The sequence below is a fragment of the Streptomyces sp. NPDC017095 genome, assembly GCF_044332325.1.
In the GTDB taxonomy this organism is placed as follows: domain Bacteria; phylum Actinomycetota; class Actinomycetes; order Streptomycetales; family Streptomycetaceae; genus Streptomyces.
Map to the genome: position 1 here is coordinate 90,196 of NZ_JBIROU010000013.1, position 26,008 is coordinate 116,203.

Here is a 26,008-nt window from a genome sequence, read left to right on the forward strand (position 1 = left end):
GCCCACGCCGAGGGGGCGCCCGGAGAACTCCGGGCGCCCCCTCGGCGTAACGGGCTCTCAGCCCCGGTTCAGCTCGAACCAGACCACCTTGCCGGTGCTCAGCCGGGTCGCACCCCAGCGCCGGGCCAGCCGGTTGACCAGATACAGCCCGCGCCCGCCCTCGTCCGTGGCCCGGGCCTGCCGCAGCCGCGGTAGCTGCGGCACGTCGTCGCCGACCTCGCAGCGCAGCACGTCGGTGCGCAGCAGCCGCAGCGTCACCGGCCGCGTCGCGTACCGCACCGCGTTGGTCACGACCTCGCTGACCAGCAGCTCCACCGAGTCCGTCAGCTCCTCCAGATCCCAGCGGGCGAGCGCCCGCCGGGCCAGCCGGCGGGCCTGGCCGGGCGCCGTCTCCTCGGGTTCCAGCGTCCAGTACGCGACGTCGCTCGGGGCGATCCCGTCGAACCGGGCCGCGAGCAGCGCGATGTCGTCGTCCCGGTCGCCCGGACCGAGCATGTCCAGCACCTCGTCGCACAGCGCTTCCAGCGGCGGCGGATGGTCCGGCCCGGTCAGCTGCGCGGTCGCGGCCAGCTTCTCCCGCAACTGCTCTATGCCGGTCCACACGTCCCGCAGCCGGGACTCCACCAGCCCGTCGGTGTACAGCAGCAGGGTCGCCCCGGCGGGCGCGTCCAGTTCCACCGCCTCGAAGTCCACTCCGCCGACCCCGATCGGCGCGCCGGGCGGCACCGGCAGCACCTCGGCCCGCCCGCCCAGGTGCAGCAGCACGGGCGGCGGATGGCCGGCGTTGGCGATCGTGATGCGGTGCGTGACCGGGTCGTAGACCGCGTAGAGGCAGGTCGCCATGCGGTCGGTGCCCAGGCGCTGCGCCTGCTCGTCCAGATGGTGCAGCACCTCCTGCGGCGGCAGATCGAGCCCGGCCAGCGTCTGCGCGGTGGTGCGCAGCTGGCCCATGATCGCCGCCGAGGTCATCGAGTGGCCCATCACATCGCCGACGACCAGCGCGACCCGGCTGCCGGGCAGCGGGATCGCGTCGTACCAGTCGCCGCCGACCCGCGCGGTCTCCGCCGCCGGCAGATACCGGGAGGCCAGCCGGACCCCGGTCGGCCGGGGCAGGGTCTCGGGCAGCATGGTGCGCTGGAGTTCGTCGGCGATGTACGCCTCGCGGCCGTACAGCACCGCCTTGTCGATGCCGAGCGCGCTGTGCGTGGCGAGCTGCGCCGCCACCAGCAGGTCGTCCGCCTCGAACGCGGGCCGGTCCGGGCGGCGCAGGAACAGGGCCGCGCCGATCACCCGGCGCCGGCCGCGCAGCGGCGCGAGGATCGCGTGCTGCCCGTCCGGCACGATCGCCTCACCGCCCTCGCCGAGCAGTTCCGGCAGCGCGTCGCGGGCGGCGGGCGCGTCGGCGAACACCGGCCGCACCCCGCGCAGCACCTCGTTCAGCGCGCCGCCCGGCCGCACCTCGCACAGCTCGGTGCTGAGCGTCGACAGGTCCGCCGGTCCCGCCGGCTCCGGCTCCGGCTCGAACGCCGACGACAGCAGCACCCCGTCGGTGTCCCGTTCCTCCGGTATCCGGTCGGTGCGGCGCAGCCGCAGCACCACCGGACCGGTGGGCCGCTCGTCGCCGACCGGCAGCGGGTCGCGCAGATAGACCAGGATCGCGTCCGAGAACGTCGGCACGGTCGCCCGGCACAGCCCCATCACGATCTCGTCCAGGTCCAGCCCGCGGGCGATCCGCCGGGTGGCCGCGCCCACGAACCTCAGCCGGTCCCCGTCCCGCCGCATCGGCATCGGCCGCCCCGGCGGCAGTCCCCGTCCGCTGCGGCGCTCCGGGCCGTCCGGCACCCTTTCCTGGTCGGCACCGGGCTGCGCCGGGATGCCCTCCGACGCGGGCCGCGGACGATGCTCCGCCACGCTCGGTTTCTCCCCCACGCTCGGCTTCTCGCGCGCGGGAGGACCCCCGTACGCGGCAGGCGCCCCCACGGGCTCGGTGACGGCGGGCTGGGAGTGCTCGGGGCCGTCCGCCGGGTGCTCCTTGCCCATGCCGTCCTCTCCCTTGCCGCGGGTCGTGGCCGGGCCCGGCCCCGGGGGCGCCGTGCCGGCCCGGGCCTGCGCGGATAAGGCGGCACCGCCGGGCTGCGCCGGGGTACGCGGGAGTGCCCCGCGGGAGTCCGCGGGGTCGACGCCCGGCTGGGGGCGTCCGAAGGTGGTGGGCTGCTCCGTCACGCGTGTCGCATCCGTCCGTCCGGGGCTGCGCGCCGGGTGCGCCGGGCGCGCAGTCGGTCCCGTCGAAGTCCCGATACCCGCAATAGGTGCCCAGGGAACGGAATTCCCCCGGGGCCGGTCCTCCCGGTGGTGCCCTGGTACCCCTCGCTCACGTCCTGCCGCCCCTCGGTGACGATCGGTCAAGCTCTGCGCGTGCTCCGGTGGTTGCCCTCGCGCGCCCTTGCGGACGACGATCCTACGTTTCCCGCCCGGGGGCGCATCAAGGGTCTCACGAGGACAGCCGCGCGGCTGTGCGGTCCCAGTCCTCGGGAAGAGAAGGTACCGCCCAGGACGGATCCGGGCGCCAGTGCTGCCAGCCGTCCGGGAACGGCGTCCCCCACGCGCGGATCACCTCCACCGCCTCCCGGCCCGCCGCCCGCACCCGCTCGGCGGTCGCCGGGTCCATCAGCCCGTCCCGCTGCGCCTGGGCGAACTCGTCCTCGTCCCGCCAGTGCCAACTGCGGTCCGGGTGCACGGAGATGTCCAGGAAGTGGTCCTCGGAGTCCACTCCGCCCGCCCACCGGGCCAGCGGCTGCTCCAGGTTGACGTACCAGTTCTTGAACCGCCAGCCCGGCTCCCAGAACAGCCACACCGACCAGGGCCGGCCGGGCTGGGCCAGCTTCAGCACGCCCGTGCCGAACCACCGTTCCCGGCGGACCGTGCGCGGCTTGGTGTAGCGGGTCTCCAGCGGCTCCAGGTGCACGGGCGTGCCGTCGGCCAGCACCGGCTTCACGCACTCGGTGCCGGGGGCCAGCCACACCGCCAGCAGTTCGGCGTCGTCCCGCACGACGGTGACGGGCCGGGCGATGTGGATGCGCTCGCCCGCGTTCGCCCGGTAACGCCACAGGATGTGCGTTCCCGGGGTCCAGTGCGCCGTGGGTCCGCCCGCCGTCCGTGTCATCGCTCCGTCGTCCGTCATGCGCAGATATTAGGTGGCACGGGCACACGACGCTGCGGCGCGCGTCACGGCGGCCGGGGCCGGCCGGAAAGGTCCGCCCCCGGTTTACGGGCGTGTCATCCGCAGGACGTCCAGCGCCTCGTCGAGCTGCTCCCGGGTGAGCACGCCGCGCTCCACATAGCCGTTCTCCAGGACGACTTCACGGATAGTCCTGCGTTCGGCGAGGGACTTCTTGGCGACCTTCGCCGCCTCCTCGTAACCGAGGTACTTGTTCAGCGGGGTGACCACCGACGGCGACGACTCGGCGTACTCGCGGGCGCGTTCGCGGTCGGCGGTGATGCCGTCGACGGTCCGGTCGGCCAGCAGCCGGGAGACGTTGGCGAGCAGCCGGACGGACTCCAGGACGTTCTTGGCGATGACCGGGAGCATCACGTTCAGCTCGAAGTTGCCCGCGGCGCCGGCCGTGGTGATGGTCGCGTCGTTGCCGATGACCTGGGCCGCGACCATCAGCACGGCCTCGGGCACGACCGGGTTCACCTTGCCCGGCATGATCGAGGAGCCGGGCTGGAGGTCGGGCAGCCGGATCTCGGCGAGACCGGTGCGCGGCCCGGACGACATCCAGCGCAGGTCGTTGGCGATCTTCGTCAGGCCGACCGCGATGGTCCGCAGCTGTCCGCTGGTCTCCACCACGCCGTCCCGGGCGCCCTGCGCCTCGAAGTGGTCGCGGGCCTCGGTGAGCGGCAGCCCGGTGGTCCGGGCGACCTCCGCGATGACGGCGGCGGAGAAGCCGGGCGGGGTGTTGATGCCGGTGCCGACCGCCGTGCCGCCCAGCGGCAGCTCGGCGAGGCGCGGCAGGGAGGCCCGCAGCCGCTCGACGCCGTAGCGCACCTGCGCCGCGTAGCCGCCGAACTCCTGGCCGAGCGTCACCGGTGTGGCGTCCATCAGGTGCGTCCGCCCCGACTTCACCACGTCCGCGAACTGCGCGGACTTGCGCTCCAGGGACGCGGCGAGGTGCTCCAGCGCCGGGATCAGGTCGTGGGTGACGGCCGCGGTGGCCGCGATGTGGATCGAGGACGGGAAGACGTCGTTGGACGACTGCGAGGCGTTGACGTGGTCGTTCGGGTGGACGTCCCGGCCGAGCCGCTCGGTGGCCAGCGTCGCGATGACCTCGTTGGCGTTCATGTTGGACGAGGTCCCCGAGCCGGTCTGGAACACGTCCACCGGGAAGTGCTCGTCCCACCGGCCCTCGGCGACCTCCCCGGCCGCCTCCCGGATCGCCTCCGCGACCTCCGCGTCCAGCACGCCGAGGCCGGCGTTCACCTTCGCCGCCGCCGCCTTGATCCGGGCCAGCGCCTCGATGTGGGCCCGCTCGATGCGCTGCCCGGAGACCGGGAAGTTCTCGACGGCGCGCTGGGTCTGCGCCCGCCACTTGGCGTGGGCCGGGACCCGGACCTCGCCCATCGAGTCGTGCTCGATGCGGTATTGCGGCTCTTCGGTCGTCATCGTCGTACCTCCGGAAGACGTGAGCACTGGTCGCGGCACACGTATTCCCCGGGTGACTACCCACCAGTACAGACCGGGGGGTGACACCTGCGCGGGAACCGGGCGGGCGGCCGTCGCCGTCGCGGCGGCCGCCACCGGGTACCCGGTGGCGGCGCGATGCAGCAGGAGAGGCCCTAGGCCAGCCCGGGACCCCGCACCGGGATCGAGGTGAACGTCGGCTGCGGGGCCGGGTCGGTGAAGAAGTCGTTGCCCTTGTCGTCCACCACGATGAACGCCGGGAAGTCCTCGACCTCGATCCGCCAGACGGCCTCCATGCCCAGCTCCTCGTACTCCAGGACCTCCACCTTCTTGATGCAGTCCTGCGCCAGGCGGGCGGCCGGGCCGCCGATAGAGCCGAGGTAGAAGCCGCCGTGCTCCGCGCACGCGTCGGTGACCTGCCTGCTGCGGTTGCCCTTGGCCAGCATCACCTTCGAGCCGCCCGCCGCCTGGAACTGCTCCACGTACGAGTCCATGCGGCCGGCCGTCGTCGGGCCGAAGGAACCGGAGGCGTACCCCTCGGGGGTCTTGGCCGGGCCGGCGTAGTACACCGGGTGGTCCTTCAGGTACTGCGGCATCTCCTCGCCCGCGTCCAGCCGCTCCTTGATCTTCGCGTGCGCGATGTCACGGGCGACGACCAGCGGACCGGTCAGCGACAGCCGGGTCTTGACCGGGTACTTCGTCAGCTCGGCGAGGATCGTCTCCATCGGCTGGTTCAGGTCGATCCGGACCACGTCGCCGGCCTCGTCGAGGTGCTCCTGCGTGGTGTCGGGCAGGAACCGCGCCGGGTCGGTCTCCAGCTGCTCCAGGAAGACGCCCTCCGCCGTGATCTTCGCGACCGCCTGGCGGTCGGCGGAGCAGGAGACGGCGATGGCGACCGGGCAGGAGGCGCCGTGCCGGGGCAGCCGGACCACCCGGACGTCGTGGCAGAAGTACTTGCCGCCGAACTGCGCGCCGATGCCGATCTTCTGCGTCAGCTCGAAGACCTTCTCCTCCAGCTCCTTGTCCCGGAAGCCGTGGCCGAGCGGCGAGCCCTCGGCCGGCATGTCGTCCAGGTAGTGCGCGGAGGCGTACTTCGCGGTCTTCAGGGCGTACTCGGCGCTCGTGCCGCCGACGACGATCGCCAGGTGGTACGGCGGGCAGGCGGCCGTGCCGAGCGAACGGATCTTCTCCTCCAGGAACTTCATCATGGAGGACTCGTTGAGGACGGCCTTGGTCTCCTGGTACAGGAAGGACTTGTTGGCGGAGCCGCCGCCCTTGGCCATGAACAGGAACTTGTAGGCGCCGCCGTCGGTCGCGTACAGCTCGATCTGGGCGGGCAGGTTGGAGCCGGTGTTCTTCTCCTCCCACATGGTGAGCGGAGCCATCTGCGAGTACCGCAGGTTCAGCTTGGTGTAGGCGTCGAAGATGCCGTGCGAGAGGTGCCGCTCGTCCTCGCCGGCCGTCAGCACGTGCTGCCCGCGCTTGCCCATGACGATCGCCGTGCCGGTGTCCTGGCACATGGGCAGCACGCCGGCCGCCGCGATGTTGGCGTTCTTCAGCAGGTCGAGCGCGACGAACTTGTCGTTCGCCGACGCCTCCGGGTCGTCGAGGATCCGGCGCAGCTGGGCGAGGTGGGCCGGGCGCAGGTAGTGCTGGATGTCGTGGATGGCGGCCTCGGCCAGCTTGCGCAGTGCCTCCGGCTCCACCTTGAGGAACGTCCGCCCGTCCGGCCCCTCGACGGTGGACACGCCCTCGGAGGTCACCAGCCGGTACGGGGTGGTGTCCTCGCCCTGGGGGAGCAGATCGGTGTACGCGAACTCAGGCATCTCAGCCCATTCCTCACTCTGACGGACGGCGGCCCGCCGACGCTGGCGGGCCTCACCAGCCTAGAACCTGCCGTGGGCGGCGAACCTGTGAGGTAAGGCTCAGTGCGACTGAGGGTGAGCGCGCCGGGGGCTGTCGCGATCTATCGTGTGTCGCTACGCTGCTGCCGTGGACCTTCACCAGCAGACCGCGCCCCCGCCCGCGACCGAGCTGCGCGCCTCGGACGCCGACCGTGACCGGGTCGTCGACATCCTCCGCGAGGCCCTGGCCGAGGGCCGGCTGACCGCCGACGAGCACGCCGAGCGCGTGGACGGGGCGCTGCTCGCCAAGACCGTGGGGGAGCTGGAGGTCTTCGTCCGGGACCTGCCCGCCGGCCAGCAGCGCGCCGCCGCCTACGCGGCCGCCCCGTCCCGGCCCGCTCCGGGCGCGGTCCCGGCGGAGGCCGACGCCAGCGTGGTGGCGGTGTTCAGCAGCGCCGTCCGCCGGGGCCGCTGGCGCGCCGGGCGCCGGCTGCACGCCTACGCGGTCTTCGGCAGCGTCGAGATCGACCTCAGCGAGGCGCTCTTCGAGTACCAGCAGGTGGTGGTCAAGGCGGTCTCCGTCTTCGGCGACGTCCAGATCCGGGTGCCGGAGAACGTCTCGCTGCGCGGCACCGGCGGCGGCGTGCTCGGCAACTTCGAGGTGAGCCCGCTGGACTCGGCGGACCCGAACGCGCCGGTGGTCTACGTCGACGGCTGGGCCGTCCTCGGCAACGTGGAGGCGCGGGCCCGGCGCGGCAAGCTGGTGGCGGACATCCTCGAACGCGTCCAGGACAAGGTCGACCGGAAGATGCGCCGGCACTTCGGCCGCTGACGGCCGCGAACGCGCCGGTGACCGGAACGGCCCGGCCGACGCCGCGGCGCCGGCCCGGGGGCGTGAACGAGCCGCCGCACGCCCGCGCACGGGAACGCTGTGCATAGGCACGCGTACAGCGGGTAGGGCTTGCTGCATCGTCTCTCGCTCGCGAAGCCGTCGTCAGGAGTAGACCGTGCTGCAACCGCCGCATCAGTCCCTGCAGGTAGCCGGCGTTCCGGTCCAGCGGGTGCCCGCGCGAGCCAGGGACCAAGACGCTCCCTGGCACACCGAGGCGGTGTGCCGGCGCGACGAGGCCGGACTGTTCTTCGCCCCGTCCAAGGAGCCGACCGCCGCGCGGCTGTCCCGCGAGGAGGCGGCCAAGCGGGTCTGCTCCCGCTGTCCGGTGATGGTCGAGTGCCGCGAGCACGCCCTGCTCCAGCCCGAGCCCTACGGCGTCTGGGGCGGCCTCACGGCGGCCGAGCGCCGGGTGGTGCTGGCGCGGCGCCGCCGCCGGGACGTGGAGCTGAAGAAGACGGCGCGGGCGGCGGCGAACCGCATGGCGGGCTGACGACGGCAGCGTGGGGCGCCCCCTTGGCACAGGGGGCGCTTTCCCGCGTTCCGGTGTCCGGCGTGTCCTGCACCCGCAGGGGTGCCGGGAGCCGCGCGGCCGGCCGCGCACGGCTCCACTGGCGATCCCGGCCGGCCGCTTCCCGCTCGGCGCCTACTTGGCGCGGTCGAAGTCGATCGCGCTGTACGCCCGCAGCTTGCTCAGCCGGTGCTCGGAGTAGATCCGGCGCACCGTGCCCGACTTCGACCGCATCACGATCGACTCGGTCAGCGCGGTCTCCGACCGGTACCGGACCCCGCGCAGCAGCTCGCCGTCGGTGATGCCGGTGGCGACGAAGAACACGTTCTCCCCGGAGACCAGGTCGTCCGTCGTCAGCACCCGGTCCAGGTCGTGCCCGGCGTCGATCGCCCGCTGCCGCTCCTCGTCGTCCTTCGGCCACAGCTTGCCCTGGATGGTCCCGCCCAGGCACTTGACGGCACAGGCCGAGATGATGCCCTCGGGCGTGCCGCCGATACCGAGCAGCAGGTCGACGCCGGTGCCCTCGCGCAGCGCGTACACCGAGCCGGCCACATCGCCGTCGGAGATCAGCTTGATGCGCGCGCCGGCCTCCCGGACCTCCCGGATCAGCCCCTCGTGCCGCGGCCGGTCGAGGATGACGACGGTGACGTCCTCCGGCGAGGACCGCTTGGCCTTGGCGATCCGGCGGATGTTCACCCCGACGGGCGCGTTGATGTCGACGAAGTCCGCCGCCTCGGGGCCGGTGACCAGCTTGTCCATGTAGAACACCGCGGACGGGTCGAACATCCCGCCGCGCTCGGCGGCGGCGAGGACCGCGATCGCGTTCGGCATGCCCTTGGCGGTCAGCGTGGTGCCGTCGATCGGGTCGACGGCGATGTCCACCTCGGGGCCGGTGCCGTCGCCCACGTGCTCGCCGTTGAAGAGCATGGGCGCCTCGTCCTTCTCGCCCTCGCCGATGACGACCACGCCGTTCATCGACACGGTGGAGACGAGGGTCCGCATGGCGCGCACCGCGGCACCGTCGGCGCCGTTCTTGTCACCGCGCCCCACCCAGCGGCCCGCGGCCATCGCGGCGGCCTCGGTCACCCGGACCAGTTCGAGGGCGAGGTTGCGGTCGGGAGCCTCGGAGGGAACGTCCAGCTCGGACGGCAGGAGGTGATGTTCGGTCATCGGAGCGCACCTTTCTGATACGACGACGGCCGGATGAGGGTCTTGAACCTCGACTCTATCGTTAGGCAGATAAAATGAGCAGGGGACCCCACGGATGAGCGCCCCGGGCACCTGCGACGATAGAGGGCGTGGCAGGCTCGAACGGCAAGCAGAAGACGGCCCGGGACATGATCCTCTCCCTGGTCCTGATCGGCATCGCGGCACTGGTGGTGTACTTCATCGCGATTCCGCACGACGATCACGCTCCCGACCTCAAGCGGGTCGACTACCGGGTCGAACTGCTCACGGCCCGCCGGGCGGCGAGCTATCCGGTGGCCGCGCCCGAGGGCCTGCCGAGTACCTGGAAGGCGACCTCCGTACGCTTCCAGGGCGGGAAGTCCGACCACTGGCACCTCGGTTTCCAGAGCCCGGACGGCCAGTACGTGCAGGTGGAGCAGTCCGCGGGGAAGCGCGGCGCGTTCATCGGCCAGGCGAGCCAGGGCGGGTCGGTGACCGAGCGGACCGAGCGGATCGGCGGCCGCACCTGGACCCGCTGCACCGGCGGCCGGTACGACGCCCTGGTCCTCGCGGACTCGCCCGGCTCCACCACGGTGGTGGCCGGCACCGGCTCGTTCGCCGAACTGGCGAAGATGGCGGCGGCGCTCCGCACGGAGTGACCCGCCCGCGCGCACGAAAGGGGCCCCCGGCGGTTGCCGGGGGCCCCTTTCGTGCGGCACGCTGCCGCGCGGGCCGTCAGACGGTGGTGACGACGTCCTCGTAGGACAGGCGCGGCGAACGCGGGAACCAGGCGTCCGGGCCCGGCTTGCCGATGTTGACGACCATCAGCGGGGTGTGGTCGTCGTCCAGGAACTCCTTGCGGACACCCTCGAAGTCCAGGCCGGTCATCGGGCCGGCGGCGAGGCCCGCGGCGCGGACGCCGACGATGAAGTACGCGGCCTGGAGGGCGGCGTTCAGCGTGGCCGAGCCCTCGCGGGCCGGACGCTCGCCGAAGAAGACGTCCTTGGCCTGCGGGAAGTGCGGGAACAGGGCCGGCAGCTCCTCGTGGAACTCGTTGTCCGCGGAGAGGATCGCGACCAGCGGGGCGGCGGCGGTCTTGGCCTGGTTGCCCTCGGCCATGTGCTTGACCAGGCGCTCACGGGCCTCGGGGGAGCGGACCAGGGTGATGCGCAGCGGGCTCTGGTTGAAGGCGGTGGGGCCGTACTTGACCAGGTCGTAGATCGCCTGGACCTGCTCGTCGGTCACCGGCTCGTCGGTGAAGGTGTTCGCGGTGCGGGCCTCGCGGAACAGCAGGTCCTGGGCGGCGGGGTCAAGAACGAGAGACATGGGTGACTTCCTAGGGTGCGCGTCCGGCCCGGCGGGATGCGGACCGGCTGACGCAGCAGACCCTACGCCAGGTGAGGTTTAACCTTCAACTAAAGCCGGGGTGCCGTGATCCGGGTCACAGCACAGGCGGCCCCCCCCGCCTACTCCCCGTCCCTGTCCCCGTCGGCCTCCTCGTCCCCGGCCAGCGCGGCGTCCAGCCGGGCCCGCGCGCCCTCCAGCCAGCGCCGGCACACCGTGGCCAGCTCCTCGCCGCGCTCCCACAGCGCCAGCGACTCCTCCAGCGTCGTACCGCCCGCCTCCAGCCGCCGTACGACCTCGATCAGCTCGTCGCGCGCCTGCTCGTACGAGAGCGTCTCGTCCACCCTGCTCGTCATGCCTCCACCTTCACTGTGAATTCACCCTCGGCGACGCGGGCCCGCAGCGCCTCGCCCGCCGTCACCCCGGCCGGATCGCGCACCACGTGCCCGTCCGCCCGTTGCAGCACCGCGTAACCGCGCCGGAGCGTCGCCGCGGGGGAGAGCGCCACCACCCGGGCGTGCGTGTGCGTCAGCTCCGAGTCCGCGCGGTCCAGCAGGTGCCCGAGCGTCCGCCGGCCGCGCTCCAGCACCGCGGCCACCTGGTCGGCGCGCTCGTCGATCATCCGGTGCGGATCCTCCATCGACGGCCGGGCCAGGGCGTGCGCCAGCCCGCGCTCCTCCCGCTCCACGAACGCGGCCGCGCAGCGCCGCGCCCGGTCCCGCAGCCCCCGCACCCGCTCCAGCTCCTCGCCGACGTCCGGCACGACCTTCTTGGCCGCGTCCGTCGGGGTGGAGGCGCGCAGGTCGGCGACGTAGTCCAGCAGCGGATGGTCCGGCTCGTGCCCGATCGCGGACACCACCGGCGTCCGGCACCGGGCCACGGCCCGCACCAGCTGCTCGTCCGAGAAGGGCAGCAGATCCTCGACGCTGCCGCCGCCCCGCGCCACGATGATCACGTCCACGTCGTCGGCCGCGTCCAGCTCCTTGACCGCCTGCACCACCTGCGGGACGGCGTGCACGCCCTGCACCGGGACGTTGCGCACCTCGAAGCGGACGGCCGGCCAGCGGCGCCGGGCGTTCTCCAGCACGTCCCGCTCCGCGGCGGAGGCCCGGCCGCACACCAGCCCGATCAGCTGCGGCAGGAATGGCAGCGGCTTCTTCCGCTCCGCAGCGAACAAGCCCTCGGCCGCGAGCGCCTTCTTCAGCTGCTCCAGCCGGGCCAGCAGCTCACCGACGCCGACCGGCCTTATCTCGGCGGCGCGCAGCGAGAGCTGGCCGCGCGGCGCGTACCACTCCGGTTTCGCCAGCACGACGACCCGGGCGCCCTCGCCCACCACGTCCGCGACCGCGTCGAAGACCTGGCGGAAGCAGGTCACGCCGACGGAGACGTCGCGCGACGGGTCGCGCAGGGTGAGGAACACGACACCCGCGCCTGGACGCCGCGACAACTGCGTGATCTGCCCCTCGACCCACACCGCGCCGAGCCGGTCGATCCAGCCCCCGATCAGCCGTGACACCTCGCCGACGGGCAGGGGGGACTCCGGGGACGTGTTGACAGCCATGCGGCGAGCCTAACGGCCGGTACCGACAGCCCGGCCGCGCGCGACGCGGGCGCCGGGTGCGGACGGCCGGGCGGTGCCCGTGCTCCTGCCGGGTAGGCCGTGCCGCCGGGTGCGGAGGGCCGGGCGGTGCCCGTGCTCCTGCCGGGTAGGCCGTGCCGCCGGGTGCGGACGGTCGGGCGGTGCCTGCGCTCCTACCGGGTACGGGCCGATGCCGACAGACCGGCCGCGCGCGATGCGGGCGCCGGGCGTCGCCGGGTGCGGACGGCCGGGTTGTGCCCGTGCTCCTACGGGGTACGCCGCGCCGCCGGGTGCGGACGGTCGGGCGGTGCCTGCGCTCCTACCGGGTATGCCGCGCCGCCGGGTGCGGACGGTCGGGCGGTGCCTGCGCTCCTACCGGGTACGCCGCTGAACCGTCAGCACCAGCAGCCCGAGGGCCAGCCACACCGCGCCCACCACCTGCGCGCCCCCGGAGGCCGCCACGACGACCGCCACCGTGATCGCCGCGCCGGCCACCGGCACCAGCCCGTGCCGCCACCAGCTCCACCCACCGGACCGGACGAAATACCCCACCACGCTCGCGTGCAGCAGCGTGAACGCGGTCAGCGCGCCGATGTCGACCACCGAGACCAGCCGGTCCAGGCCGTCGTCGCGCCGCGCCGCCCAGCCGGCGGCCACCAGCGTGACCAGCGCCGCGCACAGCAGCGCCACCCGCGGCACGCCGCCGTCCGTCCGGGACAGCGCGCGCGGCAGCCGCCGGTCACGGCCCATCGCGAACAGCAGCCGCCCGGCCGCCGCCTGCCCGGCCAGCGCCGCGAACGCCGCCCCGACCGCCTTGCTCGCGGCCACCAGGTCGTGCAGCCAGGCGCCGGCGGCGGAGTCCACCGCGTCGTAGAAGGCCGTGCCCTGCCGCCCCGGATCGTGCGCGAGCCGCGCCGAGGACACCGGCTCCAGCAGCGCCGCCAGATACGTCTGCGCCACGAACAGCACGCCCGCCAGCGCCAGGCAGAACAGCAGCGCCCGCGCCACCCGCGCCGAACCGCCGGTGACCTCCTCCGCGAACGTCGCGATCGCGTCGAAGCCCAGGTACGACAGGACCGCCACGGACACCGCGCCGAGCACCGCGGACAGCGCGAACCCGCCCTGCGTGCCGTCCCCCGACAGCGGCGACAGCAGCCCCCGCTGGGCCCCGTCCCGCACCAGCACCACCACGGCCGCGACCACGAACACCAGCAGTACGGCGATCTCCAGGACCAGCACGGCGAAACCCACGCGCGCGGCGGCCCGTACGCCCCACAGGTTCAGCAGCGTCGTGAGCACCACGGCCAGCGCCGTCCACACCCACCGCGGCACCTCGGGGACCAGCGCGTTCATCGCGATCCCGGAGAAGAGGTAGGCCACCGCCGGGATGAGCACGTAGTCCAGCGCCGCCATCCAGCCCGCGACGAAACCGGCCCCGTCGCCGAGCCCCGCCCGCGCGTAGGCGAACACCGAGCCCGCCCGCGGTACGGCCCGCACCATCTGCGCGTACGAGAACGCCGTGAACCCCATGGCCACCGTCGCCACCGCGTACACCAGCGCCACCGCGCCGTGCGACCGGGCGTCCAGCGCCCCGAACACCCCGACCGGCGCCATCGGGGCGATGAACAGCAAGCCGTAGACCACGAGGTCCCGCAGGCCCAGGCCGCGGCGCAGGCGCTGGTCCGGGGCGGCCTCGGAGGCGGTCGTTCCGGTCTCGGACATACGCACCAGTCTTCCCCGGCGCGGCGCCGGGAAGCGCCCCGCCGGTGATCTCCGCGCCCCGGAACGCGGCCTTACGATGGGTCCCATGACCGCTTCGTCTGGCCGCCGTGTCCTGCTCGCCGCCCCCCGTGGCTACTGCGCCGGCGTGGACCGCGCCGTGATCGCCGTGGAGAAAGCCCTGGAGCAGTACGGGGCCCCGATCTACGTCCGGCACGAGATCGTCCACAACAAGTACGTCGTGCAGACCCTGGAGAAGAAGGGCGCCGTCTTCGTCGAGCGCACGGAGGAGGTGCCGCCCGGCAACATCGTCATGTTCTCGGCGCACGGCGTCGCACCCGTGGTGCACGAAGAGGCCCGGCGCGGCCGGCTCGCCACCATCGACGCCACCTGCCCGCTGGTCACCAAGGTCCACAAGGAGGCCGTCCGGTACGCCAAGGAGGACTACGACATCCTCCTGATCGGCCACGAGGGCCACGAGGAGGTCATCGGCACCTCCGGCGAGGCGCCCGAGCACATCCAGCTCGTCGACGGCCCCGCCGACGCCGCGAAGGTCGAGGTCCGCGACCCGTCCAAGGTGGTCTGGCTCTCCCAGACCACCCTCTCCGTGGACGAGACCATGGAGACCGTCGACGCCCTGAAGACCAAGTTCCCGGGCCTCGTCTCGCCGCCCAGCGACGACATCTGCTACGCCACCCAGAACCGCCAGCTCGCGGTCAAGCAGATGGGCGCCGAGGCCGAACTGGTCATCGTCGTCGGCTCGCGCAATTCCTCCAACTCCAAGCGCCTGGTCGAGGTCGCCAAGCTGGCCGGCGCCCGCGAGGCCTACCTGGTGGACTTCGCCGACGAGATCGAGGAGTCCTGGCTCCAGGGCGTGGGCACCGTCGGCGTCACCTCCGGCGCCTCCGTGCCCGAGGTGCTGGTCGAGCAGGTCCTGGAGTGGCTCGCCGAGCGCGGCTACGCGGACGTGGAGCTGGTCAAGGCCGCCGAGGAGTCCATCACCTTCTCGCTGCCCAAGGAACTCCGCCGCGACCTGCGCGAGGAGGCGGCGACGCTGGTGGCCGAGCGCGGCGGAAGCGGTACGCCCGCGGCATGACCGTCAGTGGTCCGTCGTACCGTGGGGCCATGCAGATCTTCGGCGTGGACATCGGCGGATCCGGGATCAAGGGCGCCCCTGTGGATCTCGACCGGGGCGACCTGGCCCAGGAGCGGTGCAAGGTGCTCACCCCGCACCCGGCGACGCCCGAGGGCGTCGCCGACGGGGTCAAGCAGGTGGTGGACCACTTCGGCTGGACCGGCCCGGTCGGCCTGACCTTCCCCGGAGTGGTCACCGGCGGCGCCACGGTGCGCACGGCGGCGAACGTGGACAAGAGCTGGATCGACACGGACGCGCGCGCCTTGTTCGCCGGCCGGCTCGGCGGCCTGCCGGTGACGGTGGTCAACGACGCGGACGCGGCGGGCGTCGCCGAGATGGAGTTCGGCGCCGGGCGGGGCCGCCAGGGCACGGTGATCCTGCTCACCTTCGGCACGGGCATCGGCAGCGCCGTCTTCGTGGACGGCACCCTGCTGCCCAACACCGAGCTGGGCCACCTGGAGGTGGACGGCCACGAGGCCGAGAAGCGCGCCTCCAGCAAGGTGAAGGAGGACCACGACCTCAGCTGGCAGCGGTGGGCCCAGCGCGTCCAGCGGTACCTGGCACACGTGGAGATGCTCTTCTCGCCGGAACTCTTCATCATCGGCGGCGGGGTCAGCCGCAAGGCGGACAAGTTCCTGCACCTCATCGAGGGCGTCCAGGCCGAGATCGTCCCCGCGCAACTCCAGAACAACGCGGGAATCGTGGGAGCGGCGATGAGGGCGGCCCAGGAGGGCTGAGAGGGCGGGGGCACGCCGACGGGGGTGCCTCGCGGAGTGGGTCCGGGGGCCGGCCTCGGCGTCGGCCTCTGGATGTGCCGGGGCTGTGGGTCTCCGGGGTGTCCGGGCTGTACGTCGCCGGGCGTGCCCAAGTGGTGAGTGCGTCCCGGACCCGGACCCGGGGCCATCCCGGAGCCGGTGCGGGCCGCCGGGGCCTGTCAGTCGTACCCCCGTTGGCGCAGGGCACCGAACCGCTCCACGCCGCCCCGGGCCGTCCGTCGTACCCCCGTTGGGGCAGGACCCGAAGCGGGTCCACGCGGCCCCGGGTCCACGCCACCCCCGGTCCACGCCGTCCCGGGTCCGTCAGCCGTGCTCCCGGCGGTGCCGTATCCACCGGACGCGGCGGACGAGTACCAGCGCTCCGGCGACGAGTGTCCCGGAGTACAGCCACCCGGCCTGGGTGGCGAGCCCGGTGACCAGGCCCACCAGCCGGCCGGGCAGCCCTCCGCCGCCCTCGGCGACCGGCAGCAGCCCCACGGCGAAGGCGATCGGCAGGACCACGGGCGCGGTGAGCACGTCCCCGTCGCGCACCCACAGCGCGGTCAGCACGCACACGGGCAGGAACAGCACGCCGTAGACGGTCGGGGACGCGCCGAACAGGAGCAGGTCGAGGCAGCCGAGCAGGAGCATGGCCAGGGCGCAGAACAGGCCGCTGCCGAACCCGGTCAGCCGGGGGCCGGCCGGACCCGGCCCCCCGCTCCACGTCTCCCGGCCCTCCGGGGCCGGCCGGGCGGCATCCGCGGTCCGCCGCACGACCCGTCGGGGACCGCCCGGGGCACCGCGCCCGCCACCGGCCTGGCGCCCGCCACCCGGCCGGCGTCGTCCTTGCGGCGGCAGCGGGGCCGGCTGGGGCGGTGAGGCCTGCGGAGACGGCGGCTCCTGCGAAGACGGCGACTCCGCGGGTACCTCACGCCCCGGCCCCGGCCCCGCCTTCCCCGTCCTCCCCGCTTTCCCTTCCTTCCCGCCTGCCTTTCCCGCCTGCCGCGCCGGCGGACGCTGCGGCGGCATGCCGCGTCGCGGTCCGTCGTTCGCGGGTCGCTCGCTGTATTGCTCCACAGGGACCAACCTAGGTCTGTTTATGTGCTGAATCGGCCCTCAGACACGCCGGGGGCGGCAGCTTGGCCGGTCGGCCGCCGCGCTCGCGAGACGGGCGGCCGGGACGCCGTAAACTGGGGGATCGGCCAGTGTCGGTCTCTGGCCCCTGGCAGCCCCTGGCCCACTCAACAACGGGAAGTCGCAACGTGTCGCTCACGATCGGAATCGTCGGCCTGCCCAATGTCGGCAAGTCGACCCTGTTCAACGCCCTGACCAAGAACGACGTGCTGGCGGCCAACTACCCGTTCGCCACGATCGAGCCGAACGTCGGCGTGGTCGGCGTGCCCGACGGCCGCCTCGCCAAGCTGGCCTCGATCTTCAAGTCGGAGCGCATCCTCCCGGCCACGGTCGACTTCGTGGACATCGCCGGCATCGTGCGCGGCGCGTCCGAGGGCGAGGGCCTGGGCAACAAGTTCCTCGCGAACATCCGTGAGTCCGACGCGATCTGCCAGGTCATCCGTGCCTTCAAGGACGAGAACGTCGTGCACGTCGACGGCAAGGTCTCGCCGAAGGACGACATCGAGACGATCAACACCGAGCTGATCCTCGCCGACCTCCAGACCATCGAGAAGGTCCTGCCCCGCCTCCAGAAGGAGTCGCGGATCAAGAAGGACGTCGCGCCGAAGGTCAAGGCCGTCGAGGAGGCCAAGGAGATCCTGGAGAAGGGCGACACGCTCTTCGCGCACGGCATCGTCCAGGGCAGCGAGCGCGCCGAGCTGCTGCACGACCTGCACCTGCTCACCACCAAGCCGTTCCTCTACGTCTTCAACGTGGACGAGGACGAGCTGGTCGACGAGGACTTCAAGAACGAGCAGCGCGCCCTGGTCGCCCCGGCCGAGGCGATCTTCCTCAACGCCAAGCTGGAGGCGGACCTCGCCGAGCTGGACGAGGACGAGGCCCTGGAGCTGCTCCAGTCCGTCGGCCAGGAAGAGCCCGGCCTCGCCACCCTGGCCCGCGTCGGCTTCGACACCCTCGGCCTGCAGACGTATCTGACGGCCGGCCCCAAGGAGTCCCGCGCCTGGACGATCAAGAAGGGCGCCACGGCCCCCGAGGCGGCCGGTGTCATCCACACCGACTTCCAGAAGGGCTTCATCAAGGCCGAGGTCATCTCCTTCGACGACCTGGTGGAAACCGGCTCGGTAACCGAAGCCCGAGCCAAGGGCAAGGCCCGCATGGAAGGCAAGGACTACGTGATGCAGGACGGCGACGTGGTGGAGTTCCGCTTCAACGTGTGAGCACATGACTTAACACCACGTCGCTGACGCGGCAGACAGGCTGGTCAGAAGGGGTCGGGCTCTCGGAGGCCCGGCCCCTTCGTCGACCCCGTGCCGGCTCGGTGCTGGATGATCTGATCCGGCGTCAGGAGTAGTCAGGTGCCGTAGCGGTGGAGCGATGCCCGACGTGTACTACCCACACCACCAGCTCGCCGTTGTCGATCGTGTAGATCACGCGATAGTCGCCCACCCGGAGGCGCCGGCGGTCGGGCTGGGAGACGAGGGCGGTGGTGTCGAACCCCAGCGGGTCGGTCTCCAGCTCGGTCAGCTTGGCCAGAATGCGGAGAGCCATGTCTCGCGGGACCTTGCGGAGCTCGGCCTGTGCCTCGGGTCGGAAGACGGTCCGGTACTCACTCACCGCGCGCCAGTGTCTCCCTCATGACGTCCTCGATCGGGATGCCGGGTGTCGGGTTGGCCATGCGCTCGTCGATGATCCGGTTGATCTCGCGCTCTTCCCACTCCTGGTACTTGCGCAGCACCTCGATGGAGACGACGGCGGCGACCTGCTTGCCGCGTCGGGTGATCACTGTGGGGACGTCGTCCCGGTCGGCTCGTTCCACGACCTCGGCCAGATGCGCCCGGACGTCGCGGATGGACTCTATGGGCAGTGGCTGCGTCATGCGCCCAAGAGTACCGAGTGTCTCTTGTGTACACATGACTTCATGGCCGCTCGCGGTGCCGGCCCTTCCGGCTCGCGATGTCTCGGGACGGGAAAGGGCTCCCCGGCCGTGGTGTGCGGCGCAGGGGAGCCTCGGAGAGCCGGTCGGCTACCGGATCAGTTTCCGTCCTGGTAGTCCTCGTCGTCTCGGTAGTCCTCGTCCCGTGTGCCGGGTTCGGCCGGCCGGTGCGGGCTGTGTGAGGGGTCCCAGAGGTGGGGAGACGTCGTGTCGTCCTCGCCTGTCTGCCACGGGTCCCTGGTCCTTTCGTTCGCGCCGCTCTCCGCCACCCGGGGTGTGAACGCGGCCGTGTCGGTGAACGGTGGGCCCTCGGGGGCCGGAGCGCGGGGCGGCCAGGGTCCCGTGGCGTTCCCTTCGTCCGAAGGCTCGTCTTCCGGCTCCTCGTCGGGGCCCGAGGGCTCGTCTTCCGGCCCCTCTTCGGGGGCCAGGCCAAAGGCCTGCCTGATGTCGTCGGCGGCCTCGTCCAGCCCCTCCGCTTTCAAGAACCGCATCACACGGTGTGCGAACACCGTGTACCCGTCCATGTCCGGCTTGAGGCCCGCAGCCGTCAGCAACAAGCGGAGCCGTTCCGAGACGCCCACTTCCTCCTCGCGGTCGAACATCTCCCCGCCGAGGCCGCCTTCGTCCCACGGCGGTCCCCCGATGGTCGACTCGCTTTGCGCGCCCGTGGGCGGCACGAGCAGGTGACGGAAGAGTTCGGGCACCTCCTCGTCGTTGGCCGCCGCCGCGATCTGGGCGAGCGGGCCGATCATGTCGACCGCCTTCTCGATCTCGTTCTCGTGGCGGGCGAGCCACCACACCACCGCGCTGCCCGCGGTCTTGAGTACGTCGTCCCCGAGATAGTGCCGCTTGTTGCGCTCGTGCTGGCGCTCGTACTCCCAGATCTCTTCTTCCTTGCGAAGATCGGTCAGTTTCCGCAGGCGCTCGTGGTCGGCGGGAGCGAGGGTCAGCGTCACATCGGCCGCGAAGGCCTGCACCCGTCCGTTCCGGTCCGGGAGCAGGACGCCCAGCTCCCCGTCCAGCAGGTACTGCGCGAAGCCGGCCCGGCCGGGGTCCTCGTGGCGGACGACCTCCCCGGCCCGGCTGACGACCGAGGAGACGGCGATGGCCGGGAAGGCGTCATGGGACCGGCCGGCGTGATCGGGAACAGGCCGCCACCACACGGTGGCGGAGAACAGGAAGTCGTAGCCGTCCCTCGCGCTCGGCAGCGTCGCGTCGGTCACCCGTGTCTCCTGGTACGGCTGCTCCACCGGCGCCGCGGGCGGCTCGGGATCCACGGGCTCGTACGGGTCGGCCGACGCGCGGCCACCGCTGAGGACCGTCATCACGAGCAACAGGGAGCCCGAGGCCGTGACCATGGACGTGAAGCCCCACAGCCACGCCGACCAGTGCAGGAGGTTTCCGAGCACGGCCGGTGCGAGGCCGCAGACAACGACGAACAACAAGCTGGGAAGACGGTGTCTCATCGTGCCTCTTCCGTGATCCGTGGTCCGGCGTCCGCACGGTCCGTACGGCCGTACTGCACCTGGTCGATGTACTGCCAGAAGAGGGCGGCGACCGCTGTCTGGGACGGATGGCGCGCGGTCCCCGCCCAGGCGCAGGCGATGGCGTAGAGGCGGTGGAGGGCGGCCCCGCGGCCGCGCGTCGCCCCGGTCATCACCTCCAGCGCCATCCTCCGTGTGCTGTCGCCCGCCGCGGCGTCCAGCCAACTGCTCACCAGCGGGCTCCAGAGTTCCGTCGGCGGCCGGGAGAACACCGCCTCCCAGCCCAGGAACAGGTCCGGCCACGGCGGCGGGTCCGGTGCCCGATCGCTCCTCAACAGATGGGTGAGCAGGTGGAGGTGGGGCTCAGCTGCGGGTTGCTCCCCACGCGCCCGGTCCCGTAATCGGTCGATCAGCAGTCGGTAGAGCCGGCGGTCGCGGCCGGCGAGACCGAGAAGCGCCTCGTGGGCCTCGTACGCCGCCTCCCCCTTCCGTACGGCGAGGTAGTGGAGCCGCACCACCGCCTGGTCCGGGTGCGTCGCGCCGAGGCTCTGGACGCAGGCTGTGGTCAGGACACGGGCGAGGCCGTCCGACAAGGAGCCGGATCTCACGACACACTCGTACATCCGCTTGCGGAACCATCCCCCGAACCTCTCGTGGCCGAGACCGAGTTCGAGCGCCGTCACGGCTCGCGGATCACCGGGCGTCCCGGTCGCGCGGTCCGCCCAGCACGCCACGAGGTCGAAGAGGTGGTCGGGCCGCCCGACGGCGAGGGCTCGCTCGCCGAAGCGGACGACGACGTTCACCCGGTCGTCGGTGGTCAGACCGCGCAGTCCGGCGGCGCGGCCGATCCAGTCCCTGAGGCCGTCGCGCAGCCCGGGGAAGTTCGCCCAGAAGTGGGTCCGTACCGCGTCGGCATAGGCCAGCCGTTCGAAGCGGAGCCGTCCGTCCGAGTCCCGCTCGATCCCGAGCCCGGCCAGCTGCGTACCGAAATCCGTCCGCGCGAGTTCGGTCGTCACCTCGTCCTCGTGTCCGACCGTCTTCATCAGGCCGTGCCACGCCTCGTAGACGGTGTCGGCGCGAGCCTCCTCGAACATCGCCGTCGCGAGCAGCAGGGCCCGCTCGGGCGCGGTGCGGACCGCGGTCACTTGTCGGCGCGCATCGTCGGCACGGTCGGTCACCGCGTGCATCGCCTGGTCGAGCCAGCCCGCGAAGTCGGTGCCGAACCGGCCGCTGTCGTGAGCGGCCCTCACCAGTCCGGCGAGCCGAGCCAGTTCCCGCATGGGGGAGCGGTCGCACAGATGCCGGAGGTCGGCGCTCCCCAGGTCCGTGGTGCGGAAGGGCATCCGGTCCATGCGAAGGTACCGGGTGACGACGGCGATGCCCCTGGGGCGCTCCAGCCGCACCGTGTGCGGGTCGAGGTCCGGCGGGTGGGCGTGTTCCATGCCCGACGGCAGGACGACGACCATGTGGGCCCCCGCTTCCTGGACCTGTGACCGGCGCACGGCCAGGCGGCGCTGGGCCTGGTCGTACGTCTCCTCGTCGGCGATTGCGGAGAGGTCGAGGAGGAAACGGTCCCCCCGGCCGGGACCGAGAGGGTTCTCGTCCTCGCCCGTGGGAAGCTCCTCGAACCGGACCCCCTTCTCGTCGACGCGCCCCTCCTCACCGAACCCGTGCAGGAGCATGATCGCCGCGGCGCGGCGGCCGCTGCCGGGCAGCCCTCCCAGCAGCACCACCGATCCGGGCTTTTCCAGACGGTCGGCGGCAACGCGGTAGCCCACCGGCGGAACGAACCGGTCGGCCAGGCGCACCCGGTCCTCACGGGTGATCCGGAGGGACTCGACTCCTTTGCGGATCATCCAGCCGGCGCCGGCGCCGTAGAAGACGTACTGGTGTCCTTCGCCGTTGTTCACCGGGGCGCGCGGATCGTTGACGGTGACGCGGTCCTGCTCGGTCATCGTTCGTCGTCCGAGTGCCGGCGCTCGCGCTCGAAGCGCTGGTGGACCGTACCGCTGTTGTCGCCTGCCGTGAACTGGACCCCGGTGTTGTCACCCTCGAAGTGAGGGGCGTTGTACTGATGGCCCCGACCGGTGTTCACAGGACCCTGCGGCTCGTTGACGAAGGTGCCGGACAGGTCTCCGTTGAGGTTCCCGATGCCGCCGCGCACATCCCCGACATCGCGCGTCCGCATCCTGGTGCGTCCGGTGTCCCGGGCCGACTTCTCGCGGGACTTCGCCTCCGCTCGCTCCCGCACCGCACGGGCGTCCCGGTCCCTGGCGCCCAGCTCGGGCAGGAGCCGGGCGAGGGTGTCGCCGAGCGTCGTCAGGTCCGATTCGGCGTTGCGGTGGTCGAACCGCCGGTACTGGTAGTCCGCCAGCTCCAGCAGATCCTTCGGAAGGACGGAGCGGTCGATCCTCGTGGCCTTTCCGACGAGCACGGGGATCACGAGGATCCCGCGGTCGAGCGCGGTCTGGATCTCGCGGCGGGTCCAGTCCTGCTCGGCTTCGAGGGCGGGGCGGCCATCGGCCCCCTCTACCTCTGCCCAGCGCGGGCCGATCACGGCGAGGAGGGCCTCGCACTCCTCCACCGCCCTGACCAACTCCACCGGAAAACGGTGTCCGGGCTCGATCGAGTTGCTGGCGAAGAAGATCCGCTCGTCGCCGAACCGGCGGGCGAGTTCCCGAGCGATCATGGTCGCTGCGGACTCCTCGTCGCCTGTGCGGTAGTTGACGAAGACATCGGGCATGAAGGTTCCCTTCGTGAAAGGGGACGGGGTGAATGGGCACAGGGCTGTGGACCGGGGATCCGGTCCGCCCGGCCGTGGGGCCCCGACCGTGTGGACGGCATGGCGCAGCCACGGCAGGGCGTGCGGACGGGGGGACGCCGCCTGGTGCGTCACTGGTCGCGGGCAGCCCGGAGAAGCCGGGGACGCGATGCGGCGCGTCGAGCGGTGGTCAGAGGGTCCCGCCGGGGATCGTGGGATCCGGAGGGGCACACGGACCGGGTGGTCCGGCGAGCCGGGCGGCTCGGGTCCGTGTCGGCCGTGGAGCGGCCGTCAGTCGTGCGCGGGGGCGAGCACGCGTGCCAGCGCGGGCTGCAGATCACGTACGGCGCGGCTGCTCCGGAACCGGGAGAGTTCCCGCGCGAGACGCCGGACGTCGTGGTTCACCGTCGCCGAGGGCACGGCCGGCATCACTCCCAGGAGATCCCCGGCGATCGAGCACGCGTGCTCGACCTCCCCGGAGGCGGCATGGGCCAAGGACCGGCGGAAGCCGTACCGGGCGCGGGTACGCAGCGCGTGCGGCGGGAGGAGGCGGTACTCCCGGTCGAGCACCTCGGCGGCGGCCTTGGGGCGGCCGAGGTCGTGCAGGCACCAGCCGGTCGACATCGCCGCCGGATCGCTCACGTGGGAGGTGCCGATCACGGGCTCGACGCCCTCACGGGCGTCGTCGCCGGCGAGCAGTTCCCGCGCCCTGTCGAGGCTGCGGAGGCAGTCGGCCTCGTTGCCGGCGAGGGCGTGCCCCTGGGCCTCCCGCTGGGCCGCGAGTCCCCGGATGCGCGACGGGAGTTCGCTGCTCTGGGCGCGGCGGGCCAGGGCGATGGTGCCGGTGGCGTCCCCGCCGTACATGGTGACCAGGGCGCGTCGCACCAGTGCGTAGGAACCGAGGTACGGGTCACCCCCTGCACGCGCCAGTTCGGCGGCCTCGCCTGTCCAGCCGAGTGCCGCGTCGTTGTCCCCCGCCTCCTGGGCCATCCAGCCGGTGAACTCCGCGAAACGTGAGGCGAGCAGGAGGGCGGCGGTTCGCGAACCGGGCCGGGCATCGGCGGCCAGGCCGGCGATCACGCGGGTCTGCGTCTCCAGCAGGGGCAGCAGGACCTTGGGCGCGGTGGACTGCCCCAGCTTCCGCAGCTGGTCGAACTGCATGCGGAAGGAGAGCAGGACCGGGTCGTCGGTGGAGGACAGCGGCTGGGTGCCGAGCCTCAGGCCGAGGTCGATCAGCGCTCCGGTGCCCGCCGAGAGGACCGCCCGGCGTCCGACGAGCCAGCGGCTGGGACCGGCGGGGGATGCGGCGGTGCCCGGGTCCGAGTCGGTCGCGGGACGGGTGACCAGGCGCTCCAGCTCGCCGTCAGCGCCGAGGAAGGCGTCGCACCGCCGGGCTAGTTGGGGCGAGGCGGATCGCTCCCCGCGCTCGACCTTGCTCAGGTGCCCCTTGTCGTAGTTGAGTGCAACGGAGAACTCGGTCAGAGTCAGTCCCGCTTCCCCTCGTAAACGGCGAAGTTCCGGGCCAAAACGTGAATTCGTGCTCATCGTCAACCTCCCCTTGAACAGTGACCGTGAGAGCCGTCCGCTCTCACGGGAGCCGTCATCCGACGATCACCGGGCGACACGACCCGACGGCGAACACTCGCGGTGACGGCATGGTTCCGTCCCGCGTCCGAAAGGGAGTCTGGCACGGCGCGCGCCAGGGGAATCGGGGTTCGGCGGTGTTGCCCGTTGCCTCTTTCGGTCTTCCTTGCCGTCCGTCCGGGTCCGTTGTCGTCCGTCCGGTTCTTGGAGTGACCGGGGTCAACCGGAATCGGTATATTGCGATCGGGAATGACAAACTCACCAGCGGAGCACCGTCGTTGACGAGGGCGCAGCGTCCGCCGGTCCAGTGGCGTGGGCCGGTCGGGGCGGGGAGGTGGTCGGGCCGGCGCCGTGAACTGACCCGGGCGGAGTGTTCTCGCTCGTGCCGGGTCGTGCCGTATTCGAACGGTCCTCGCACGCGCTCAGTCGAGCACATGACCATACCTGGCAGATATTTGCGATTCCGCCTCAGCGTGCGGGGCGTAGTGCACGATGAGCTTCATCAGTCTCACCGTCGGTCGGCGGAGGACGAGGAGGGATCGTGGGGCAGGAACTGGCAGGGGCGGACGCGCCTGGCGGTGGAGGCGCGAAGTCGGTGCGCCGCGCTCGTTACCTCAAGGACGAGGCGGTGCCGTCCGCGCAGCGGATGGTGGTCGGCAACGCGCTGAGGGTGCGCCGGGAGCAGCTCGGTCTGAAGCAGGAGGAAGTCGCGCGGCTGCTGGGCGGGTCGAACTCGAAGGTCAGCCGGATCGAGTCGGGCCAGCACCAGTTCAAGGAGCGCGACCTGGCCCGCTTCTTCGCCATCTACCAGGTGACCGATCCGGTGGAACAGGACCAGCTGCGGGAGCTGGCCGAGCAGGCGAACCAGATGCCGTGGTGGCAGCCCTGGGCGGGCGTGACCCAGCGGCACCTCCAGGCGGTGGTGAGCTTCGAGGACATGGCGCAGCGCATCCGCTCCTACGAGCCGCAGCAGTTGTCGGGCCTGCTCCAGACCGAGGAGTACGCCCGCGCGGTCATCGCCAGCGGCGGCGGGGACACCCGGCAGCGTGACGCACTGGTCGCCTTCCGCATGCAGCGGCAGGCGCGGTTCCAGCAGGCCGACCCGGACAAGAAGCTGATCTGCGTCGTCGACGAGGGGTCGTTGATACGCGGATTCGGCTCACCGCAGGTCATGCGCCGGCAACTGGAGCACCTGCTGGCGCTCACGGACAGCCCGCGCTACCTGATTCGCATAGCCGAGCTGAGCCGGTACAACGTGCCGGTTCACCTCGGCTCGATCGCCATCTGGGACTTCTCCGCGCGCATCCTGCCCACCATCGCCTACCAGGAGGTCTTCGACGGCGGGATGGTGTTCCAGGACGAGACCCAGGTCGATGACCGCGCCCGGGCCTTCGACCGCCTGCGCGGGGCGTCGCTGACACCGGCACGGTCGGTCCAGCGGCTGCGGGACATACTGAAGAGAGCCGGCCGCTGACCACGCCGGCGGGC

At 72.2% G+C, this 26,008-nt stretch carries 23 protein-coding genes; 7 read left to right on the top strand and 16 right to left on the bottom strand.

What is annotated here, in order from left to right; translation table 11 throughout:
• Positions 1-57: 57 nt before the first annotated feature.
• The 4 genes from ACH4OA_RS25015 to ACH4OA_RS25030 form a co-directional block, all read right to left on the bottom strand.
• Positions 58-2,223 (bottom strand): SpoIIE family protein phosphatase, encoded by a 2,166-nt coding sequence (locus ACH4OA_RS25015; RefSeq protein WP_397971008.1) that lies wholly within the window; start codon positions 2,221-2,223, stop codon positions 58-60.
• Positions 2,224-2,491: 268 nt separating this feature from the next.
• Entirely contained in the window at positions 2,492-3,181 is a 690-nt protein-coding gene (locus tag ACH4OA_RS25020) for a DUF402 domain-containing protein (RefSeq protein WP_397949058.1), read from the bottom strand.
• 84 nt (positions 3,182-3,265) lie between these two features.
• The gene (locus ACH4OA_RS25025) at positions 3,266-4,663 is read right to left on the bottom strand and encodes a class II fumarate hydratase (protein WP_397971010.1); all 1,398 of its coding nucleotides are present in this window, start codon (positions 4,661-4,663) and stop codon (positions 3,266-3,268) included.
• A 173-nt stretch (positions 4,664-4,836) separates the two neighbouring features.
• A complete protein-coding gene (locus ACH4OA_RS25030; protein WP_365883851.1) occupies positions 4,837-6,507 on the bottom strand; it encodes a fumarate hydratase in 1,671 nt (556 codons plus the stop codon).
• 166 nt (positions 6,508-6,673) lie between these two features.
• Here ACH4OA_RS25030 and ACH4OA_RS25035 point away from each other — a divergent pair, with 166 nt between their 5' ends.
• Together ACH4OA_RS25035 and ACH4OA_RS25040 are read left to right on the top strand one after the other, a co-directional pair.
• The gene (locus ACH4OA_RS25035) at positions 6,674-7,357 is read left to right on the top strand and encodes a DUF1707 domain-containing protein (RefSeq protein WP_365883852.1); all 684 of its coding nucleotides are present in this window, start codon (positions 6,674-6,676) and stop codon (positions 7,355-7,357) included.
• Between the two features lie 175 nt (positions 7,358-7,532).
• A complete protein-coding gene (locus tag ACH4OA_RS25040; RefSeq protein ID WP_397971013.1) occupies positions 7,533-7,907 on the top strand; it encodes a WhiB family transcriptional regulator in 375 nt (124 codons plus the stop codon).
• A gap of 153 nt (positions 7,908-8,060) precedes the next feature.
• Here ACH4OA_RS25040 and glpX read toward each other — a convergent pair whose 3' ends face one another.
• A complete protein-coding gene (gene glpX / locus ACH4OA_RS25045) occupies positions 8,061-9,095 on the bottom strand; it encodes a class II fructose-bisphosphatase (RefSeq protein ID WP_365941854.1) in 1,035 nt (344 codons plus the stop codon).
• Between the two features lie 128 nt (positions 9,096-9,223).
• Between glpX and ACH4OA_RS25050 the strand changes: the two genes are divergently transcribed.
• A complete protein-coding gene (locus tag ACH4OA_RS25050) occupies positions 9,224-9,751 on the top strand; it encodes a DUF4245 domain-containing protein (protein ID WP_365877770.1) in 528 nt (175 codons plus the stop codon).
• A gap of 76 nt (positions 9,752-9,827) precedes the next feature.
• Here ACH4OA_RS25050 and ACH4OA_RS25055 read toward each other — a convergent pair whose 3' ends face one another.
• From ACH4OA_RS25055 to ACH4OA_RS25070, 4 genes are all read right to left on the bottom strand, one after another.
• Positions 9,828-10,418, bottom strand: a complete 591-nt coding sequence (locus ACH4OA_RS25055) for a malonic semialdehyde reductase (RefSeq protein ID WP_397941678.1) — start codon at positions 10,416-10,418, stop codon at positions 9,828-9,830.
• 140 nt (positions 10,419-10,558) lie between these two features.
• A complete protein-coding gene (locus ACH4OA_RS25060) occupies positions 10,559-10,792 on the bottom strand; it encodes an exodeoxyribonuclease VII small subunit (protein WP_397941681.1) in 234 nt (77 codons plus the stop codon).
• Positions 10,789-11,997: an exodeoxyribonuclease VII large subunit gene (gene xseA / locus ACH4OA_RS25065; protein ID WP_397949671.1), complete on the bottom strand. Its 1,209-nt coding sequence runs from the start codon at positions 11,995-11,997 to the stop codon at positions 10,789-10,791. The genes ACH4OA_RS25060 and xseA overlap by 4 nt, the downstream gene beginning before the upstream one ends.
• Positions 11,998-12,387: 390 nt before the next feature.
• Positions 12,388-13,737, bottom strand: a complete 1,350-nt coding sequence (locus ACH4OA_RS25070; RefSeq protein ID WP_397971016.1) for an APC family permease — start codon at positions 13,735-13,737, stop codon at positions 12,388-12,390.
• 76 nt (positions 13,738-13,813) lie between these two features.
• Here ACH4OA_RS25070 and ACH4OA_RS25075 point away from each other — a divergent pair, with 76 nt between their 5' ends.
• Both ACH4OA_RS25075 and ppgK read left to right on the top strand, forming a co-directional pair.
• On the top strand, positions 13,814-14,830 hold the full coding sequence (locus ACH4OA_RS25075; RefSeq protein ID WP_397941686.1) for a 4-hydroxy-3-methylbut-2-enyl diphosphate reductase: 1,017 nt from the start codon (positions 13,814-13,816) through the stop codon (positions 14,828-14,830).
• A 29-nt stretch (positions 14,831-14,859) separates the two neighbouring features.
• On the top strand, positions 14,860-15,606 hold the full coding sequence (gene ppgK, locus ACH4OA_RS25080) for a polyphosphate--glucose phosphotransferase (protein ID WP_397971019.1): 747 nt from the start codon (positions 14,860-14,862) through the stop codon (positions 15,604-15,606).
• Between the two features lie 342 nt (positions 15,607-15,948).
• Here ppgK and ACH4OA_RS25085 read toward each other — a convergent pair whose 3' ends face one another.
• Positions 15,949-16,398: a DUF6542 domain-containing protein gene (locus ACH4OA_RS25085; RefSeq protein ID WP_397971022.1), complete on the bottom strand. Its 450-nt coding sequence runs from the start codon at positions 16,396-16,398 to the stop codon at positions 15,949-15,951.
• A 488-nt stretch (positions 16,399-16,886) separates the two neighbouring features.
• On the opposite strand from ACH4OA_RS25085, the gene ychF reads away from it, so the two are divergent.
• On the top strand, positions 16,887-17,975 hold the full coding sequence (gene ychF / locus ACH4OA_RS25090; protein WP_397941690.1) for a redox-regulated ATPase YchF: 1,089 nt from the start codon (positions 16,887-16,889) through the stop codon (positions 17,973-17,975).
• 124 nt (positions 17,976-18,099) lie between these two features.
• Here ychF and ACH4OA_RS25095 read toward each other — a convergent pair whose 3' ends face one another.
• The 6 genes from ACH4OA_RS25095 to ACH4OA_RS25120 all read right to left on the bottom strand — a co-directional run bounded on the left by ACH4OA_RS25095 (position 18,100) and on the right by ACH4OA_RS25120 (position 24,481).
• Positions 18,100-18,372, bottom strand: a complete 273-nt coding sequence (locus ACH4OA_RS25095) for a type II toxin-antitoxin system RelE/ParE family toxin (RefSeq protein ID WP_397971025.1) — start codon at positions 18,370-18,372, stop codon at positions 18,100-18,102.
• Complete coding sequence (locus tag ACH4OA_RS25100) at positions 18,365-18,634, bottom strand: type II toxin-antitoxin system Phd/YefM family antitoxin (RefSeq protein ID WP_397971028.1); 270 nt, start codon at positions 18,632-18,634, stop codon at positions 18,365-18,367. Before ACH4OA_RS25100 ends, ACH4OA_RS25095 begins: the two co-directional genes overlap by 8 nt.
• A gap of 155 nt (positions 18,635-18,789) precedes the next feature.
• Positions 18,790-20,136, bottom strand: a complete 1,347-nt coding sequence (locus ACH4OA_RS25105; RefSeq protein WP_397971030.1) for a hypothetical protein — start codon at positions 20,134-20,136, stop codon at positions 18,790-18,792.
• A 17-nt stretch (positions 20,137-20,153) separates the two neighbouring features.
• Positions 20,154-22,130: a hypothetical protein gene (locus tag ACH4OA_RS25110; RefSeq protein ID WP_397971033.1), complete on the bottom strand. Its 1,977-nt coding sequence runs from the start codon at positions 22,128-22,130 to the stop codon at positions 20,154-20,156.
• Positions 22,127-22,918, bottom strand: a complete 792-nt coding sequence (locus tag ACH4OA_RS25115; RefSeq protein WP_397971036.1) for a toll/interleukin-1 receptor domain-containing protein — start codon at positions 22,916-22,918, stop codon at positions 22,127-22,129. The genes ACH4OA_RS25110 and ACH4OA_RS25115 overlap by 4 nt, the downstream gene beginning before the upstream one ends.
• Before the next feature lie 309 nt (positions 22,919-23,227).
• A complete protein-coding gene (locus ACH4OA_RS25120; RefSeq protein ID WP_397971039.1) occupies positions 23,228-24,481 on the bottom strand; it encodes a helix-turn-helix domain-containing protein in 1,254 nt (417 codons plus the stop codon).
• A gap of 580 nt (positions 24,482-25,061) precedes the next feature.
• On the opposite strand from ACH4OA_RS25120, the gene ACH4OA_RS25125 reads away from it, so the two are divergent.
• A complete protein-coding gene (locus ACH4OA_RS25125; RefSeq protein WP_397971042.1) occupies positions 25,062-25,994 on the top strand; it encodes a helix-turn-helix domain-containing protein in 933 nt (310 codons plus the stop codon).
• Positions 25,995-26,008 lie beyond the last annotated feature (14 nt).